Origin of the sequence: Streptomyces sp. NPDC051286 (genome assembly GCF_044455345.1) — a bacterium.
GTDB lineage: Bacteria > Actinomycetota > Actinomycetes > Streptomycetales > Streptomycetaceae > Streptomyces.
The window spans coordinates 173721-189157 of sequence record NZ_JBITER010000009.1; the positions used below are offsets into that span (position 1 = coordinate 173721).

The 15437-nt window shown below is 69.3% G+C and carries 17 protein-coding genes, 4 tRNA genes and 1 pseudogene; 8 read left to right on the forward strand and 14 right to left on the reverse strand.

Annotation, left to right across the window (positions count from 1 at the left end; translation table 11 throughout):
- Positions 1–126: 126 nt before the first annotated feature.
- The 3 genes from nusG to ACIBB8_RS12370 all read right to left on the reverse strand — a co-directional run bounded on the left by nusG (position 127) and on the right by ACIBB8_RS12370 (position 1545).
- The gene (gene nusG, locus ACIBB8_RS12360) at positions 127–1005 is read right to left on the reverse strand and encodes a transcription termination/antitermination protein NusG (RefSeq protein ID WP_398951132.1); all 879 of its coding nucleotides are present in this window, start codon (positions 1003–1005) and stop codon (positions 127–129) included.
- A gap of 73 nt (positions 1006–1078) precedes the next feature.
- Entirely contained in the window at positions 1079–1366 is a 288-nt protein-coding gene (gene secE, locus ACIBB8_RS12365) for a preprotein translocase subunit SecE (RefSeq protein WP_037687986.1), read from the reverse strand.
- 106 nt (positions 1367–1472) lie between these two features.
- Positions 1473–1545: transfer RNA gene (locus ACIBB8_RS12370), tRNA-Trp, on the reverse strand.
- A gap of 225 nt (positions 1546–1770) precedes the next feature.
- Here ACIBB8_RS12370 and ACIBB8_RS12375 point away from each other — a divergent pair.
- Together ACIBB8_RS12375 and ACIBB8_RS12380 are read left to right on the forward strand one after the other, a co-directional pair.
- Positions 1771–2997 (forward strand): pyridoxal phosphate-dependent aminotransferase, encoded by a 1227-nt coding sequence (locus tag ACIBB8_RS12375; protein WP_398951134.1) that lies wholly within the window; start codon positions 1771–1773, stop codon positions 2995–2997.
- 240 nt (positions 2998–3237) lie between these two features.
- On the forward strand, positions 3238–4263 hold the full coding sequence (locus ACIBB8_RS12380) for an adenosine deaminase (protein WP_398951136.1): 1026 nt from the start codon (positions 3238–3240) through the stop codon (positions 4261–4263).
- Between the two features lie 50 nt (positions 4264–4313).
- On the opposite strand, the pseudogene ACIBB8_RS12385 reads toward ACIBB8_RS12380, so the two are convergent.
- Positions 4314–4505, reverse strand: a pseudogene (locus ACIBB8_RS12385) (TetR/AcrR family transcriptional regulator); the annotation flags it as partial.
- Between the two features lie 8 nt (positions 4506–4513).
- On the opposite strand from ACIBB8_RS12385, the gene ACIBB8_RS12390 reads away from it, so the two are divergent.
- Complete coding sequence (locus tag ACIBB8_RS12390; RefSeq protein ID WP_398951209.1) at positions 4514–5116, forward strand: NAD(P)-dependent oxidoreductase; 603 nt, start codon at positions 4514–4516, stop codon at positions 5114–5116.
- 13 nt (positions 5117–5129) lie between these two features.
- On the opposite strand, the gene ACIBB8_RS12395 is transcribed toward ACIBB8_RS12390, so the two are convergent.
- The 8 genes from ACIBB8_RS12395 to ACIBB8_RS12430 all read right to left on the reverse strand — a co-directional run bounded on the left by ACIBB8_RS12395 (position 5130) and on the right by ACIBB8_RS12430 (position 9961).
- Positions 5130–6185 carry a UDP-N-acetylmuramate dehydrogenase gene (locus ACIBB8_RS12395; RefSeq protein ID WP_398951138.1) on the reverse strand — a complete coding sequence of 352 codons (1056 nt, stop codon included), beginning with the start codon at positions 6183–6185 and terminating at the stop codon, positions 5130–5132.
- A gap of 91 nt (positions 6186–6276) precedes the next feature.
- Positions 6277–7701, reverse strand: a complete 1425-nt coding sequence (locus tag ACIBB8_RS12400; protein WP_398951140.1) for an MFS transporter — start codon at positions 7699–7701, stop codon at positions 6277–6279.
- Between the two features lie 93 nt (positions 7702–7794).
- On the reverse strand, positions 7795–8343 hold the full coding sequence (locus tag ACIBB8_RS12405) for a TetR/AcrR family transcriptional regulator (protein WP_398951142.1): 549 nt from the start codon (positions 8341–8343) through the stop codon (positions 7795–7797).
- A gap of 171 nt (positions 8344–8514) precedes the next feature.
- On the reverse strand, positions 8515–8943 hold the full coding sequence (locus tag ACIBB8_RS12410) for a MaoC family dehydratase (protein ID WP_398951144.1): 429 nt from the start codon (positions 8941–8943) through the stop codon (positions 8515–8517).
- A complete protein-coding gene (locus tag ACIBB8_RS12415; RefSeq protein WP_398951146.1) occupies positions 8943–9395 on the reverse strand; it encodes a MaoC family dehydratase N-terminal domain-containing protein in 453 nt (150 codons plus the stop codon). Before ACIBB8_RS12415 ends, ACIBB8_RS12410 begins: the two co-directional genes overlap by 1 nt.
- A 117-nt stretch (positions 9396–9512) precedes the next feature.
- Entirely contained in the window at positions 9513–9677 is a 165-nt protein-coding gene (gene rpmG / locus ACIBB8_RS12420; protein ID WP_003956487.1) for a 50S ribosomal protein L33, read from the reverse strand.
- A 91-nt stretch (positions 9678–9768) separates the two neighbouring features.
- Positions 9769–9841 (reverse strand) — tRNA-Met (locus ACIBB8_RS12425).
- Positions 9842–9888: 47 nt separating this feature from the next.
- Positions 9889–9961 (reverse strand) — tRNA-Thr (locus tag ACIBB8_RS12430).
- Between the two features lie 370 nt (positions 9962–10331).
- Between ACIBB8_RS12430 and ACIBB8_RS12435 the strand changes: the two genes are divergently transcribed.
- Entirely contained in the window at positions 10332–11603 is a 1272-nt protein-coding gene (locus ACIBB8_RS12435; protein WP_398951148.1) for an amidohydrolase family protein, read from the forward strand.
- Between the two features lie 34 nt (positions 11604–11637).
- Positions 11638–12294, forward strand: a complete 657-nt coding sequence (locus ACIBB8_RS12440; RefSeq protein ID WP_398951150.1) for an SDR family oxidoreductase — start codon at positions 11638–11640, stop codon at positions 12292–12294.
- A 631-nt stretch (positions 12295–12925) separates the two neighbouring features.
- Here ACIBB8_RS12440 and ACIBB8_RS12445 read toward each other — a convergent pair.
- A tRNA-Tyr gene (locus ACIBB8_RS12445) sits at positions 12926–13007 on the reverse strand.
- A gap of 169 nt (positions 13008–13176) precedes the next feature.
- Between ACIBB8_RS12445 and ACIBB8_RS12450 the strand changes: the two genes are divergently transcribed.
- The 3 genes from ACIBB8_RS12450 to ACIBB8_RS12460 all read left to right on the forward strand — a co-directional run bounded on the left by ACIBB8_RS12450 (position 13177) and on the right by ACIBB8_RS12460 (position 15086).
- Positions 13177–13665 carry a YajQ family cyclic di-GMP-binding protein gene (locus ACIBB8_RS12450; RefSeq protein WP_030926258.1) on the forward strand — a complete coding sequence of 163 codons (489 nt, stop codon included), beginning with the start codon at positions 13177–13179 and terminating at the stop codon, positions 13663–13665.
- 191 nt (positions 13666–13856) lie between these two features.
- Positions 13857–14366, forward strand: a complete 510-nt coding sequence (locus ACIBB8_RS12455) for a methylated-DNA--[protein]-cysteine S-methyltransferase (protein WP_398951153.1) — start codon at positions 13857–13859, stop codon at positions 14364–14366.
- A 60-nt stretch (positions 14367–14426) separates the two neighbouring features.
- Entirely contained in the window at positions 14427–15086 is a 660-nt protein-coding gene (locus ACIBB8_RS12460; protein ID WP_398951211.1) for an alpha-ketoglutarate-dependent dioxygenase AlkB family protein, read from the forward strand.
- A 15-nt stretch (positions 15087–15101) separates the two neighbouring features.
- Here ACIBB8_RS12460 and ACIBB8_RS12465 read toward each other — a convergent pair whose 3' ends face one another.
- A complete protein-coding gene (locus tag ACIBB8_RS12465; RefSeq protein ID WP_398951155.1) occupies positions 15102–15374 on the reverse strand; it encodes a GlsB/YeaQ/YmgE family stress response membrane protein in 273 nt (90 codons plus the stop codon).
- Positions 15375–15437: the final 63 nt, after the last annotated feature.

Sequence of the window (15437 nt, forward strand, 5' to 3'; positions counted from 1 at the left end):
CAGGTCAGAGGAGCTGCGAAGCCTCTCTGACCTGCTCGGTAGGCATGTGTCCAGAAGTCGGCGGAAACCGCCGGCGCCGTGACCGGCGCGCTTTGCCCGACGAGGCAAAGCGCGTCGGGAAGGCTACTAGTTCTTCTGGATCTGGTCGAAGCTGAGCTCGACCGGGGTCTCGCGGCCGAAGATCTCGACGAGACCCTTGACCTTCTTCGAGTCGGCGTTGATCTCGTTGATCGTCGCCTGCAGTGTCGCGAACGGGCCGTCGGTGACCGTGACCGAGTCGCCCACCTCGAAGTCCAGCACCTGGACCTCGACCTTGCGGGACGGAACCGGCTTGCCCTCGGCCTCCGCGGCCTCGCGGGCGGCCTTCTCCTCGGCCTCCGGGGCGAGCATCTTGACGATCTCGTCCAGGGTCAGCGGGTACGGGTCGTAGGCGTTGCCCACGAAGCCGGTGACGCCGGGCGTGTTGCGGACGACGCCCCAGGACTCGTTCGTCAGGTCCATGCGCACCAGGACGTAACCCGGGAGCTTGTTTTGACGGACGTTCTTCCGCTCGCCGTTCTTGATCTGGACGATCTCTTCCTCGGGCACCTCGGCCTGGTAGATGAAGTCCTCGACGTTGAGCGAGACGGCGCGCTGCTCCAGGTTGGCCTTCACACGCTTCTCGTAACCGGCGTACGTGTGGATGACGTACCACTCGCCGGGGAGCCCGCGGAGCTCGTCACGAAGCGCGGTGACGGCGTCGACGGGAGCGGCCGTCTCGGCCTCTTCCTCGGCCTCCTCGGACGCGCTGTCCTCGTCCTCGGAGTCGGTCTCGTCCTCGGAGTCGTCCTCGTCCTCGGCGTGCAGGGCGGCCTGCTCGGCGGGCTCGCCCGCGGCAGCGTCGCCGGCTTCGGCCTGGTCCGGCTCCACAGCGTCCGCCGCCTCGACGATCTCGAACTCGTCCTCGGCGGACTCGACGTCGCCCGCCGTCGAGTCGACGGCGTCGTTCAGGTTCGGGTCAGACACGGTGGCTGCTTCTTCCTGGATACAAATGGGTGGAACATGCGAAAGGGGCGCCCTTGGGGCGCCCTCCGCGGGATCAGCCGAAGACGTACTTGATGACCCGCTGGAATCCGAAGTCAATCACGGTCACAAGACCGATCATCACGACGACGAAGACAATCACCACGGACGTGTACGTCGTGAGCTGGTTTCGAGTCGGCCAGACAACCTTGCGCAACTCGGCGATGATCTGGCGGTAGAACAGCGCGAGACGGCCCAGGGGGCCCTTCTTGCCGCGCTTGCCGCCCTTCCGAGTCTTCTTCTTCGACTCGGGTACTTCATCCTCAGCATCAGGCATGTCGATGGAGCCCACGGCGTCCGTCACGCTACTCACCTGATTCCGGGTCATGGCCGTGCCGCGCCCGGTGGAGCCGCACGGCGGTGCATTGAAGTACGTACATGCGCACACATCCTGGCGAAGGAGTGTGTAGCAGGGCCGGAGGGACTTGAACCCCCAACCGCTGGTTTTGGAGACCAGTGCTCTACCAATTGAGCTACGACCCTTTGTGGTTTCCACCAACCTACCGCATCTTTCCCGGTACCCCGGGTGCAGCAACGGTGTGGCTGGTGAAGGCCAACGACAGGTGAGTGTACGTGCTCATCGGCCCGGCGTCGAACAGACAGCTCCCGACAACTCGTAGCCGCATGTTGTCCACATGCTGTCCGAGTCCTGTCCGGTCCCTGAAACCCGTGCGCCGACAGGGATCGGGGTCTGGGACGATGGGGCACATGAGCGCTGCAACTCCCCCCTCCGAGCGCCGGGTCTCCGCCCGCATCGGTGCCATCTCCGAGTCCGCCACCCTCGCCGTCGACGCCAAGGCCAAGGCCCTCAAGGCCGCCGGCCGTCCGGTGATCGGCTTCGGTGCCGGCGAGCCCGACTTCCCGACCCCCGGCTACATCGTCGACGCCGCGGTCGAGGCCTGCCGCAACCCGAAGTACCACCGCTACACCCCCGCCGGCGGGCTCCCCGAGCTCAAGGTCGCCATTGCGGAGAAGACGCTGCGCGACTCCGGTTACGAGGTCGACGCCTCCCAGATCCTGGTGACCAACGGCGGTAAGCAGGCCATCTACGAGGCGTTCGCCGCGATCCTCGACCCGGGCGACGAGGTCATCGTCCCGGCGCCGTACTGGACCACCTACCCCGAGTCGATCCGTCTCGCCGGCGGTGTCCCGGTGGAGGTCGTGGCCGACGAGACCACCGGCTACCGGGTCTCCGTCGAGCAGCTGGAGGCGGCGCGCACCGAGCGTACGAAGGTCGTCCTGTTCGTCTCCCCGTCGAACCCGACCGGTGCGGTGTACAGCGAGGCCGACGCCAAGGCGATCGGCGAGTGGGCCGTCGAGCACGGTCTGTGGGTGCTGACCGACGAGATCTACGAGCACCTGGTCTACGGCACCGCGACGTTCACCTCGCTGCCGGCGCTCGTGCCCGCCCTGCGCGACAAGTGCATTGTGGTCAACGGTGTCGCCAAGACGTACGCGATGACCGGCTGGCGCGTGGGCTGGCTCGTCGCCCCGAAGGACGTCGTCAAGGCCGCGACCAACCTGCAGTCGCACGCCACCTCCAACGTCTCCAACGTCGCTCAGGTCGCCGCGCTGGCCGCCGTCTCCGGGAACCTGGACGCGGTCGCCGAGATGCGGACCGCCTTCGACCGCCGTCGGCAGACCATCGTGCGGATGCTGAACGAGATCGACGGCGTGCTGTGCCCGGAGCCCGAGGGCGCGTTCTACGCCTACCCGTCGGTGAAGGCGCTGCTCGGCAAGGAGATCCGCGGCAAGCGCCCGGCCACCTCGGTCGAGCTGGCGGCACTGATCCTGGACGAGGCCGAGGTCGCGGTCGTTCCGGGCGAGGCCTTCGGTACGCCGGGCTACCTGCGGCTGTCGTACGCACTGGGCGACGAGGACCTCGTCGAGGGCGTGTCGCGGATCCAGAAGCTGCTGGGCGAGGCCAAGGCCTGATCGGCTTCGGACACGCGAACGGGTCTCCGGTGAAATCCGGAGACCCGTTTATGCGTTCAGGCAACACTCGTTCGGTGAATGGGGCTGCCTGGTCCGAGATCTTTACGGCAGGATCTTGGAGTGACTCCTCCCCCTTCAGCAGGGGGCTTCTCACGTGGCCTATTGTGCGGCCTCATGACGGACAAGCCCTGGCCGGCGCCCTGGCGGCACGGGTCGGAGCGTAACAGTTACGGAGGGTGAATGGACGCCGTTCGCAACCTTCACCTGTTGCCCAAGGCTCACCTGCACCTGCATTTCACCGGGTCGATGCGGCCCACGACACTGCTCGAACTCGCCGACAAGTACGGCGTACGCCTGCCGGAGGCACTGACCGGCGGCGAACCGCCCCAGCTGCGGGCCACCGACGAGCGCGGCTGGTTCCGCTTCCAGCGGCTCTACGACATCGCCCGGTCCTGTCTGCGGGCGCCCGAGGACATCCAGCGGCTGGTGCGCGAGGCGGCCCAGGAGGACGTCGCCGACGGCTCCGGCTGGCTGGAGATCCAGGTCGACCCCACCTCGTACGCCCCGCTGCTCGGCGGGCTGATCCCGGCGATCGAGATCATTCTGGACGCGGTGGACGCCGCCGCCCGCGAGACCGGGCTCGGGATGCGGGTGGTGATCGCCGCGAACCGGGTGAAGCATCCGCTGGACGCGCGGACGCTGGCACGGCTCGCCGTGCGGTACGCGGACCGGGGCGTCGTCGGATTCGGGCTCTCCAACGACGAGCGGCGCGGGATGGCGCGGGACTTCGACCGGGCCTTCTCCATCGCCCGCGACGGTGGTCTGCTGGCGGCCCCGCACGGCGGGGAGCTGGCCGGCCCGTCGAGCGTGCGGGACTGTCTGGACGATCTGGACGCGGCCCGGATCGGACACGGCGTACGGGCCGCCGAGGACCCGCGACTGCTTCGCAGACTGGCGGAGCGCGGGGTGACCTGCGAGGTGTGCCCGGCGTCGAACGTGGCGCTGGGCGTCTACGAGAAGCCGTCGGACGTCCCCTTGCGCACTCTGTTCGAGGCCGGGGTGCCGATGGCGCTCGGCGCGGACGACCCGCTGCTCTTCGGCTCCCGGCTGGCCGCGCAGTACGAACTCGTACGCCGCCATCACGCGTTCACGGACGCGGAGCTGGCGGAGCTGGCGCGGCAGTCGGTACGGGGGTCGGCGGCGCCGTCCGACGTACGGCAGCGGCTGCTCTCCGGGATCGACGACTGGCTGGCGAAGCCGGCCTGACAGCGCGACGGCCGGGAGCCGGGCCCACCTGCGAGCCCGCACCGGGCCGGCTACGCCCCGATTCCGTGCAGCACTGTCCGCGCCACGGACGCGGCGAACTCGTCGAGTGACTGCGGCGGGCGGCCCTCGTCCGTCGCGTCGTAGGCGAACGCGCGCTGGACGCAGGCGCCGAGCAGCAGCGACGCGGCGGCATAGGTGTCGGAGCCGGGCCGGACGCGCCCGACGGACTGTTCGCTGCGGAGCAGGCGGCATCGGCCAGGAGATCGTCCGCCAGGCGGTGGCCGCGGGCCATGACGTGACAGCAGTGGTCCGCGATCCGGCACGGCTGCCGGTCCCGCTCTCCGACCTCACGGTCCACGCAGCGGCGCCGATCGACGATCCGGAGGCGCTGCGCGAAGCCGTCGCCGGGCGGGACGCGGTGCTCCCCGGACTCGGCTCGCGCGGCCGGAAGGCCGACGGGATCGCCGAGCGGCTCACCGGCTCGGTGTTGCGCGCGATGGAGGCGGAGGGGACGCGGCGGCTGCTCGTGGTCAGCCCGGCTCCGGTCGCGCCGAAGCCGGCGGACGCTCCGTTGCCGGACCGGATGATGCTGAAGGCGATCGGGGCGATCCTCCAGGAGGTCTATGCAGACCTGACGCTGATGGAGGCCGCACTGGCCCGCAGCGCGACGGACTGGACGTCGGTCCGGCCGCCGAAGCTCACCAACGGGCCGCTGACCGGGACGTACCGGACGGTCTACGGTGGCAACCCGCGCAGCGGCCGGTCCATTTCCCGGGCCGATGTGGCGCACGCGATGCTGGCGCTGATCGACGATCCGGCGGCGGTGAAGCAGGGCGTGGGTGTGGCGTACTGACGCCGCACCCGCGTCAGAGGGTGACGCCGACCGTCACCGGTTCGTTGACGAGCGTGACGCCGAAGGCGTCGTGAACGCCCGCGACGACCTCGCGGGCGAGTGCGAGCAGGTCCTCGGTGGTCGCCGCGCCGCGGTTGGTGAGGGCGAGCGTGTGCTTGGTGGAGATGCGGGCGGGCCCGGTTCCGTACCCCTTGGTGAAACCGGCCCGGTCGATGAGCCAGGCGGCCGAGGTCTTGGTGCGTCCCCCGTCCGCGGGGAAGGCGGGGGGCGTCACCTCGGGGCCGAGCCGGTCCTTGGCACGGGCGAGGAACGCCTCGTACTGCGCACCGTCGAGGATCGGATTGGTGAAGAAGGACCCTGCCGACCAGGTGTCGTGGTCCTCCGGGTCGAGCACCATGCCCTTGCCGGCCCGGAGCCGCAGCACGGTCTCACGGGCCGCCGCCGCGGGCACCCGGTCACCCTGTTCGACGCCCATGGCGCGGGCCGTCTCGGGGTACTTGAGGGGCGCGGAGAGACCGCCTGCGTCTTCCAGCTCGAAACGGACACGCAGCACCACGAAGCGGTCGGGTTCGTCCTTGAAGCGGCTGTGGCGGTACGAGAATGCGCACTCGGCGTTCGGGATGGTGACCGTTTCACGGGTGTACCGGTCGTAGGCGACGACTTCCGTGATGGTCGACGCGACCTCCTGGCCGTATGCGCCGACGTTCTGGATCGGCGTCGCACCCGCCGAGCCGGGAATTCCGGCCAGGCACTCGATGCCCGCGAGACCGGCTTCGACCGTGCGGGCGACGGCGTCCGTCCAGATCTCGCCGGCGGCCAGTTCCAGCGTCGTACCGGAGAGCGCGAAGCCCTTGGTCGCGACGCGCAGGGCGGTGCCGTCGAAGCCCTTGTCGCCGATGACCAGGTTGCTGCCGCCGCCGACGACGAGGAGCGGAGTGCCGTCCTCGTCGGCCTCACGCACGGCTTCGACCACCTCGGCGTCCGTCGTTGCCGTGAGGAGGCGGGCCGCGGGGCCGCCGAGCCGGAAGGTGGTCAGGGGGGCGAGAGGGGCGTCGTGGAGTTCCTGCACGGGGACAAGAGTACGGTCCGCGGCACCACCGCTCGCGCGGGGCCACGGACCGCACACACAGGGCAGCCGGGTCGGGCCGGCGAGCCACGGATCAGGCAGCGACGGCGGACCACTCCTCGACCGGCTCCGGCGCCGCCGCGGGGCGGCGGCCCGGGATCAGCAGTGCCACGAGCGCGGCGAGCGCCACGAAACCGGCACCGATCCAGACCGCCGGGACGGTCCCGTCCGTGAAGGACTGCGCGGAGCCGTAACCGCCCTGCGCGGAGAAGACCGAGGCGAGCACCGCGACCCCGAGGGCGCCGCCGACCTCACGCAGGGCGTTGTTGGCGCCGGAGGCGATGCCCTGCTCGGCGGGCCGGACGCTCGACATGACGAGGCTGGCGGCCGGCGCGAAGTAGAGCGCCATGCCGACACCGCCGATCATCAGGGCGGGCAGTTGCGCGGTGTACGAGGCGTCGGGGGCGATGACCATGGCGAAGAGGGCCAGCCCGACGGCTTGGAGCGCGAGACCGGTCACGACGACCGGGCGCCCGCCGAACCGGTCGGAGAGATACCCGGCCATCGGAGCGACCAGCATCGGCATGCCGGTCCAGGGCAGCATCCGCAGCCCGGCCTCGGTCGGCGAGTAGCCCAGCACGCCCTGGAGGTACTGGCTGAGCAGGAAGATCGACCCGAACATCCCGAGGAACATCAGCAGGCCGGCCATGTTGATCCCGAAGAACCCGCGGTTGCGGAAGAGCCGCATCGGCAGCATCGGGTTCTTCGCCCGGAAGCCGTGGTGGACGAAGCCGCCCATCAGTGCGGAACCCGCGATCAGTCCGGTCAGGACCGTGGCACTGGTCCAGCCGTCCGCGTTGGCGTTGACCAGCCCGTAGACGATGCCGAAGAGACCTCCGCTGACGAGAAGCGTGCCGGGGATGTCGAGCCGGGCGTTCGGGGCGTACGACTCCGCCAGGCGCAGCCGGGCCAGCGGCAGCAGGACCAGGCCGACCGGCACGTTCAGCCAGAAGATCCACTGCCAGGAGATGTGCTCGGTCAGGCTGCCGCCGATCAGCGGACCACTGGCCACGGCGAGTCCGGTGACGGCGCTGAAGATCCCGAGGGCCATGCCGCGGCGGGCGGCCGGCACGGCGGCCGTGAGCAGGGTGAGTGTCAGCGGCATCATGATCGCCGCGCCGACGCCCTGGACGGCTCGGAAGGCGATCAGCTCGTTGATCCCGGACGACATGGCCGCCGCGGCGGAGGCGCCGGTGAAGACGGCGAGCCCGGCGAGGAAGAGCCGCCGCCGGCCGAACCGGTCGCCGAGAGCGGCACCGAGCATCAGCAGAACGGCGAAGGTCAGGGTGTACGCGTTCACCGTCCACTCGAGCTCCGGCAGCTCGCCGCCGAGACTCTTTCGGATGGAGGGCAGTGCGGTGGTGACGACGAGATTGTCGAGCGCCGCCATGAAGCCGGCCACGCTGGTGATGACGAGGGCCCAGACCGCTCCTGAGCGGCCTGTCGTGTGCTGATTCACTGCTCCCCCAGAGGGTTAGTTATTAATGACTAACTTTCCTTGGCAGAAAACCGGGCTGAACCCGGGTCGCACTGTCCGGACAGCCGGCCGCGCTCAGGCCCCCGGCTGCGCCGAGGGGTAGAAACCGGACCAGACGCGATGACCGACCGGGAAGCCGAGCGAAGTCAGGGTGTTGGCGAGCATGCCGTACGCGAGGAAGGTCGTGACCCCGCCGAGATCGGCGCCGAGCGCGAGGTGGATCTCGTCCCACAACTGCAGCCATCCGGCCCGCGCCGACTCGCCGAACTCGTGGTCCCCGGAGGCCTCGGCCGCCGCAATCGCCGCATACATCTGCATCTGCATCAGCAGTTTGTCGGGGTCGTCGACGATGAGGCGCTGATACGCCGCCGCCATGGCGTGGAGCGCCTCCTGCCCCTCCAGGCCCTCAGCGGCCTCGGAGAAGACCCTCCGGGTGTCCGCCAAGCAGCGGTCGGAGGCGGCGAGGAACATGGCCTGCTTACTGGGGAAGAGACGGAAGAGATACGGCTGCGAGACGCCGACCCGCTTGGCGATCGCCTCCGTGGAGGTGGCGTTGTACCCACCGCGGGCGAACTCGGTGATCGCCGCGCGGATGACGCTCTCGCGCCGCTCCTCAGCACTCATCCTGACCATGCAGCTAAGTTAGTACTCAATCACTAACTTGGTCAAGCAGTACGGGACAGCTGCTCCGAAACATGACGCGAGGGCCTCGCGCGTACGGGTACGGGCGAGGGGCACCCCCGGCGGAGAGTGCCCCTCACTGATAAACGTGGCTCGACAACGGCTCAGGGCCTGTCAGGCGAGCCGCACAACGGCGCGGGACATCCCCAGCACCTTCTTGCCCTCGCTCATCACCGTCAGGTCCACCCGGACCTGCTTGTCGTCCAGCAGGGCCGCCACCTTGGCAGCGACCTCGATCAGCGCACCCTTGTCGTCGTTCGGCACGACGACCGGCTTGGTGAACCGCACCCCGTACTCCACGACCGCACCCGGGTCGCCGACCCAGTCCGTGACCACCCGGATCGCCTCAGCCATGGTGAACATGCCGTGCGCGATCACATCCGGCAGCCCGACCTCGAGGGCGAACGTCTCGTTCCAGTGGATCGGGTTGAAGTCACCGGAGGCGCCCGCGTACTGCACCAGCGTCGCGCGGGTCACCCGGAAGGACTGCGCCGGCAGCTCCGTACCGACCTCGACCGATTCGTAACTCACCTTCGCCGTCATCACGCCTCCTCGGCGGCGCGCGCCACCAGCTTCGTCCACGCGGTCACGACATGCTCGCCGGCCTCGTCATGGACCTCACCACGGATGTCGAGAATGTCGTTGCCCGCCATGGACTTGACGCCCTCGATCGTCGAAGTGACCGTCAGCCGGTCCCCCGCCCGCACCGGACGCACGTACACGAACTTCTGGTCACCATGCACCACACGGCTGTAGTCCAGGCCCAGCTGCGGGTCCTGCACCACCTGCCCCGCAGCCTTGAAAGTGATCGAGAAGACAAAAGTGGGCGGCGCGATCACATCGGGATGCCCGAGCGCCCGGGCGGCCGCCGGATCGACGTACGCGGGATTGGTGTCTCCCACCGCCTCGGCGAACTCACGGATCTTCTCCCGGCCGACCTCGTACGGCGCGGTGGGCGGATAGGTCCGCCCGACGAAGGACTGGTCGAGCGCCATGGGCTCGCTACCTCCTGATGAAAGACGAAAAGGCCGATGAACAACCCTGTACGGGACAGTCCTATACAACGACACGAGGCCGCCCCCAGTGGGGACGGCCTCGTGTACGAGCCTGATTCAGCGCGTTTCGCGGTGCGCAGTGTGCGAGTTGCAGCGCGGGCAGTGCTTCTTCATCTCAAGACGGTCCGGGTTGTTACGCCGGTTCTTCTTGGTGATGTAGTTCCGCTCCTTGCACTCCACGCAGGCCAGCGTGATCTTCGGGCGGACGTCGGTGGCAGCCACGTGAGTGCTCCTTGGACGGACGGATGAACGGATGAACGCAAAAAAAAGAGTAGCCGATCGAAGGACCGACCCCACAATCGGCTACCGTATGTAGCGGTGACCGGACTTGAACCGGTGACACAGCGATTATGAGCCGCTTGCTCTACCGACTGAGCTACACCGCTTTGATGACGGATCCCCCCGCCGTGAGGCGGGGTTCTCCGATCACCAGAGCCCCAATACGGAATCGAACCGTAGACCTTCTCCTTACCATGGAGACGCTCTACCGACTGAGCTATTGGGGCGAGCGATGAAGACATTACACGGTCCTCCGCCGATCGCCCAAATCCGTTTCGGAGCCCCCCGCCGCAGCGATGACCGGCCCTGCCCCGATCCCCCGGCCGCCCCCCGATCCACGACCGTCGGACGACCCGGCCGGGAGCCCGGCCGGCGGCCGGAAAGGCCGCCTGATCAGCACGTGACCGGCAACCCGGCCAGCGCCGCGAGCCACGCCCGGCCGGCCTCGGAGCAGCCACCGCGCCGGCCCCTCCCACCCGCCGCGCACACCTCACGAGGCCACACCGGTACGACTATTTCCCTCCTCCTCGAACCGGGACGAACGCGCCCCTAGGCTCGATTCACTCTGCGTGATCTTGTAACCCTCCCAGGAGCGCAATGCCCGACAGCCGGCCGCGGCAGCCCGACGACGACGCTGACGACGCCGCCACCGAAGCCAACGCCCTGATCCTGTGCGGCGCCCGGCTCACCGACGGCCGCATCGTCGACGTACGGCTCGGCCGCGGCCGCATCGAGGCCGTCGGCACCACGGGCAGCCTGACCGCCCCCGGCCCCCGCGTCGACCTGCGCGGCTACCTCCTGCTCCCCGCCCCCGCGGAACCCCACGCCCACAGCGACACCGCCCTCACCGCCGACACCACCGGCCCCGACAGCACCGGCCCCGCCTCGCACCACCCCAAGGACATCCAGCGCCGCGCCACCGAAGCCGCCCTGTTGCAACTCGGCCACGGCGCCACCGCCCTGCGCTCACACGTACGGATCGGGGACGTCACCGGACTCACCGGCCTCGAAGCAGTACTCCAGGCACGCCGCTCCCTGCACGGACTCACCGAACTGACCCCGGTCGCCGTACCCCGTCTGCTCACCGGAATCGCAGGCGCCGACAGCCTCGCCATGCTGCGCGACGCGGTGAAAACAGGAGCCGGAGTGATCGGCGGCTGCCCCGAGCTCGACCCCGACCCGGCCGGATACACCGAAGCCGTCCTGGAGATCGCCGCCGAACACCACTGCCCCGTCGACCTGCACATGGACGGCGACGACCCCACCCGCCTCGCCCGGCTCGCCGCCATGGCCGCCGGACACCGGCCCGGCGTCTCCATAGGCCCCTGCGCCGGCCTCGACCGGCTCCCCCCGGAAACCGCGACCCGCACCGCCGATCGGCTCGCCGCCGCCGAAGTGACCGTGATCTGTCTCCCCCAGGGCGGCTGCTGCGGCACCGAACGCAGGGGCACCGCGCCCGTACGCCTGCTGCGTGCCGCCGGCGTACGCACAGCGGCAGGCAGCGGGGCACTGCGCGACTTCGCGAACCCCGTGGGCCGCGGAGACCCGCTGGAGGCCGCCTACCTGCTCGCCTCACAGAGCGGCCTACGCCCCGAGGACGCGTACGACGCCGTCTCCACGGCCGCCAGGAAGGCCATGGGGCTGCCCGAGATCCGAGTCGAGGCGGGCTTCCCCGCCGAACTCCTCGCCGTACGCGGCGAACAGCTCTCCGGCGCGCTCTCGCTCGCGTACAGCCGGATCGTCGTGCACCGCGGACGCGTGGTGGCCCGCACCAGTGCGGTCCGCGAGTACTGCGACTCCGAGACCGTCGTCGCACTCGATCTGCCCCGCCAGGCCCGCCCTGGACCCGGGCCGGGCGGCGGGTCCTGAGCGGGGCGGCGCACCGCGGCGTACGGTCATGACTATGCGCATTGTCATCGCAGGTGGACATGGTCAGATCGCGCTGCGGCTGGAGCGGCTGCTCGCTGCGCGCGGAGATGAAGCGATCGGCATCATCCGCAACCCGGGACAGGGCGAGGACCTCCGGTCAGCAGGCGCCGAACCAGTCGTCCTGGACCTCGAATCGGCCTCCGTGGACGAAGTGGCCGAGGTGCTGCGCGGCGCCGACGCGGCGGTCTTCGCAGCCGGCGCGGGCCCGAACAGCGGTGCGGCCCGCAAGGACACGGTGGACCGCGGTGCGGCAGTGCTGTTCGCGGACGCGGCGGAACGGGCGGGCGTACGACGCTGCATCGTGGTCTCCTCCATGGGGGCCGATCCGGACCACCCGGGCGACGAGGTCTTCGACGTGTACCTGCGGGCCAAGGGCGCCGCCGACGCTTACGTACGCTCCAGGACCGCACTCGACTGGACGATCCTGCGCCCCGGAATGCTCACCGACGACGCGGGCAAGGGGCAAGTACTGCTGGCAGCCTCGACGGGGCGCGGAACGGTACCGCGCGACGACGTGGCGGCGACGCTGCTGGAACTGCTGGACACCCCGGCGACAGCGGGACTGACCTTGGAACTGATCTCGGGGCACGTGCCGTTGTCGGTGGCGATGAAGGACGTCGCGGGGAACTGAGCGGGGCGACGGGGAAGGAGCAGAGAACCCGGACGCCCTCTCCCCCGCTCTCCCTCGTGCGAAGTTTCTTCGGCCGAACGGGCGACCACCGGCCGCCCGCGTCGTTGATCCTCCCGACGGCTCGTAAGTCCCGCCGGGAGGAAGCCCCATGCGCCGCTCGACAGCCCTGATCCGCACAGCCCCTGCCGTGTCGCACGCGGCCTTTGCGAGGACTCCGGCGAACAGCTGACCGGACGCCAACTCGCGCAACGGGCGGGCCGGCTGAGCCGCCTCGTCGCCGACATCGGACCGGCGACGATCGACGCGCACCGGGACCGGACGCCACTGGCGGCGCTCGCCACGGACGAGACCCCCAGCGGCAAAAAAACTGACCGCCCAGGGCTGCACCGCCTGCCGCCGACCGTGGGGCCCGGCCGCACTTCCCCTTCCCCCGGCTGTGCGCCGGGGCGAAGGACACCGTTCGGCGGGTGCCGGTCCCGGGCTTGAGTTCCACCAGGCCGGCAGGCGACGACTGGGGCAACCCCGGTCGTAGCTGCAAGCAGCGGTTCCAACCATGGTGGGAAGGCTCGCGAAGGGGGCAGAAAATGACTGAGCCCCCGACCATTTGCGCTGGTCAGGGGCTCTGTTCGAGTGGCGGCGCCAGGGTTCGAACCTGGGTAGGCTGAGCCGGCAGATTTACAGTCTGCTCCCTTTGGCCACTCGGGCACACCGCCTCGAACGACGCGTTGGAACTCCGTTGAGCGGGGCTCCTTGGCGACGACGTAAACGATACCTGATGACGTGGGGTGCTCCGCCACCTGATTGATCAGTACTCGCGGCGGTGGGCGATGGCTAGGCTTTACGTCGTACCCCACAAGCATTCGACGCAAGGAGCCACACGTCATGGCCGACTCCAGTTTCGACATCGTCTCGAAGGTCGAGCGGCAGGAGGTCGACAACGCCCTCAACCAGGCCGCCAAGGAGATCTCGCAGCGCTACGATTTCAAGGGCACGGGCGCCTCGATCTCCTGGTCCGGCGAGAAGATCCTGATGGAGGCGAACGGCGAGGAGCGGGTCAAGGCGATCCTCGACATCTTCCAGTCCAAGCTGATCAAGCGGGGCATCTCGCTCAAGTCGCTGGACGCGGGCGAGCCGCAGCTGTCCGGCAAGGAGTACAAGATCTTCGCCACGATCGAGGAAGGCATCTCCCAGGAGAACGCCAAGAAGGTGGCGAAGATCATTCGCGATGAAGGTCCGAAGGGCGTCAAGGCGCAGGTCCAGGGCGACGAGCTGCGGGTCAGCTCGAAGAGCCGGGACGACCTGCAGGCCGTGCAGGCGCTGCTGAAGGGCCAGGACTTCGACTTCGCCGTGCAGTTCGTGAACTACCGGTAGGTCCGTCTTCCGGTCGTCCGTCCGGGCGCGGGTGGGGCAGGCCGGGAAGTACGCACCGGCCCGCCACGCACCCCATCGGACGTGATGTCCGAATACCGCCGGTCGCGGGTGGCGGGCGGTCGCAGACTTGTCCGTATGGAACGGCGATGCAGGTGATTCGTCGCCCTGTACGGAGAAGAGAGGGACCGGCCATGATCATGTACGCGACCGTCGACAGCCCGCTGGGCGAACTGCTGCTGGCCGGCAAGGAATCACCAGCCGTCGCCGGCGGTGTGGCGCTCGCCTCGCTCTCCCTGCCGGGCCAGAAGGGCGCCGAGGTCGTCCAGGACGGGTGGATCCATGCGCCGGAGGCCTTCGCCGGGATCGCCGCGCAGCTGAGGGCGTATTTCGAAGGGCGACTGACCCGCTTCGACATCGCGTACGCGGAGGAGCGGGGCACGGAGTTCCAGCGGCGGGTGTGGAGCGCGCTGGACACCGTCCCGTACGGGGAGACGGTGTCCTACGGGCAGATCGCCGAGCGGATCGGCACGCCCGGGGCGGGTGTGCGGGCCGTGGGGACGGCGATCGGCCGCAATCCGCTGCTGGTCGTGCGCCCGTGCCACCGGGTGATCGGTGCGGACGGGGCCCTGCGGGGTTACGCGGGCGGGCTGGAGCGCAAGAAGCGGCTTCTGGGGCTGGAAGGCGCTCTCACGGCGCGCTGAGCGGCCTGTGTGCCGAGCGTGACGCGCTGAGCGACTGCGTACGGACGGGCGGTGGGCGAAATGGCGGGTCTCTTCCCGAGGCCGCGGGCTGTCGTGGCGCCGGGTGCCGTGCATGTGCCGGAGTGGTTGCCGGTAGAGCGCCAGCGGACGCTGGTCGAGGCCTGCCGGGAGTGGGCGCGGGGGCCGGTGCCCCTGCGGCACACGGTGTTGCCGGGCGGTGGGGTGATGTCCGTCCAGACGGTCTGTGTGGGGTGGCACTGGCAGCCGTACCGGTATTCACGGACCGCGGATGATGTGAACGGGGCGCGGGTCGCCGATTTTCCGGACTGGCTGGCGGAGTTGGGGCGGGCGGCGCTGGTCGAGGCCTACGGGGAGGAGAGTCCGGCCGGGACGTACGCGCCGGACGCCGCACTGATCAACTTTTATGACGGCGCGGCGAGGATGGGCATGCACCAGGACAAGGAGGAGCGGTCCGGTGCGCCGGTGGTCTCGCTCAGCATCGGTGATACGTGCGTCTTCCGCTTCGGCAACACGGAGGACCGTGGACGGCCTTATACGGATGTGGAGTTGGCTTCCGGTGACCTGTTCGTCTTCGGTGGCAAGTCACGCTTCGCGTTCCACGGTGTGCCGAAAGTCTGTCCGGGGACGGCCGATCCCGCGACAGGCATGAGCAGGGGCCGGCTCAATCTGACCCTGCGCGAGACCGGGTTGGGCGTCTGAGGCGCGGACGGGATGTCAGTGCCGGTCCCGTGAGTTCCCGAAGAGCAGCCGGTAGACGATGAGCAGGACCAGCGAGCCGCCGATGGCCGAGATCCATGTCGCGGTGTCGTAGAAGTTCTTGGATATGGGGTGGTCGAGGAAGCGTGAGGAGATCCAGCCACCGATGAAGGCGCCGGCGACCCCGATGAGGGTGGTGCCGACCAGCCCGCCCGGGTCGCGGCCAGGGAGCAGCACCTTGGCAATGACTCCGGCGAGCAGTCCGAGAATGATCCAACCGATAATGGTCATGCTGCCGCACCTACCCTTCGCTTGGCTGTGGAATCCAAGACGTCGGGTGGGCGTGAACGGTTG

Coding starts and splice junctions, on each gene's coding strand:
- ACIBB8_RS12375 (WP_398951134.1), top strand. CDS start 1,771: ATGAGCGCTGCAACTCCCCCCTCCGAGCGCCGGGTCTCCGCCCGCATC.
- ACIBB8_RS12380 (WP_398951136.1), top strand. CDS start 3,238: ATGGACGCCGTTCGCAACCTTCACCTGTTGCCCAAGGCTCACCTGCAC.
- ACIBB8_RS12405 (WP_398951142.1), bottom strand. CDS start 8,343: ATGAGTGCTGAGGAGCGGCGCGAGAGCGTCATCCGCGCGGCGATCACC.
- ACIBB8_RS12410 (WP_398951144.1), bottom strand. CDS start 8,943: ATGACGGCGAAGGTGAGTTACGAATCGGTCGAGGTCGGTACGGAGCTG.
- ACIBB8_RS12415 (WP_398951146.1), bottom strand. CDS start 9,395: ATGGCGCTCGACCAGTCCTTCGTCGGGCGGACCTATCCGCCCACCGCG.
- ACIBB8_RS12435 (WP_398951148.1), top strand. CDS start 10,332: ATGCCCGACAGCCGGCCGCGGCAGCCCGACGACGACGCTGACGACGCC.
- ACIBB8_RS12440 (WP_398951150.1), top strand. CDS start 11,638: ATGCGCATTGTCATCGCAGGTGGACATGGTCAGATCGCGCTGCGGCTG.
- ACIBB8_RS12450 (WP_030926258.1), top strand. CDS start 13,177: ATGGCCGACTCCAGTTTCGACATCGTCTCGAAGGTCGAGCGGCAGGAG.
- ACIBB8_RS12455 (WP_398951153.1), top strand. CDS start 13,857: ATGATCATGTACGCGACCGTCGACAGCCCGCTGGGCGAACTGCTGCTG.
- ACIBB8_RS12460 (WP_398951211.1), top strand. CDS start 14,427: ATGGCGGGTCTCTTCCCGAGGCCGCGGGCTGTCGTGGCGCCGGGTGCC.
- ACIBB8_RS12465 (WP_398951155.1), bottom strand. CDS start 15,374: ATGACCATTATCGGTTGGATCATTCTCGGACTGCTCGCCGGAGTCATT.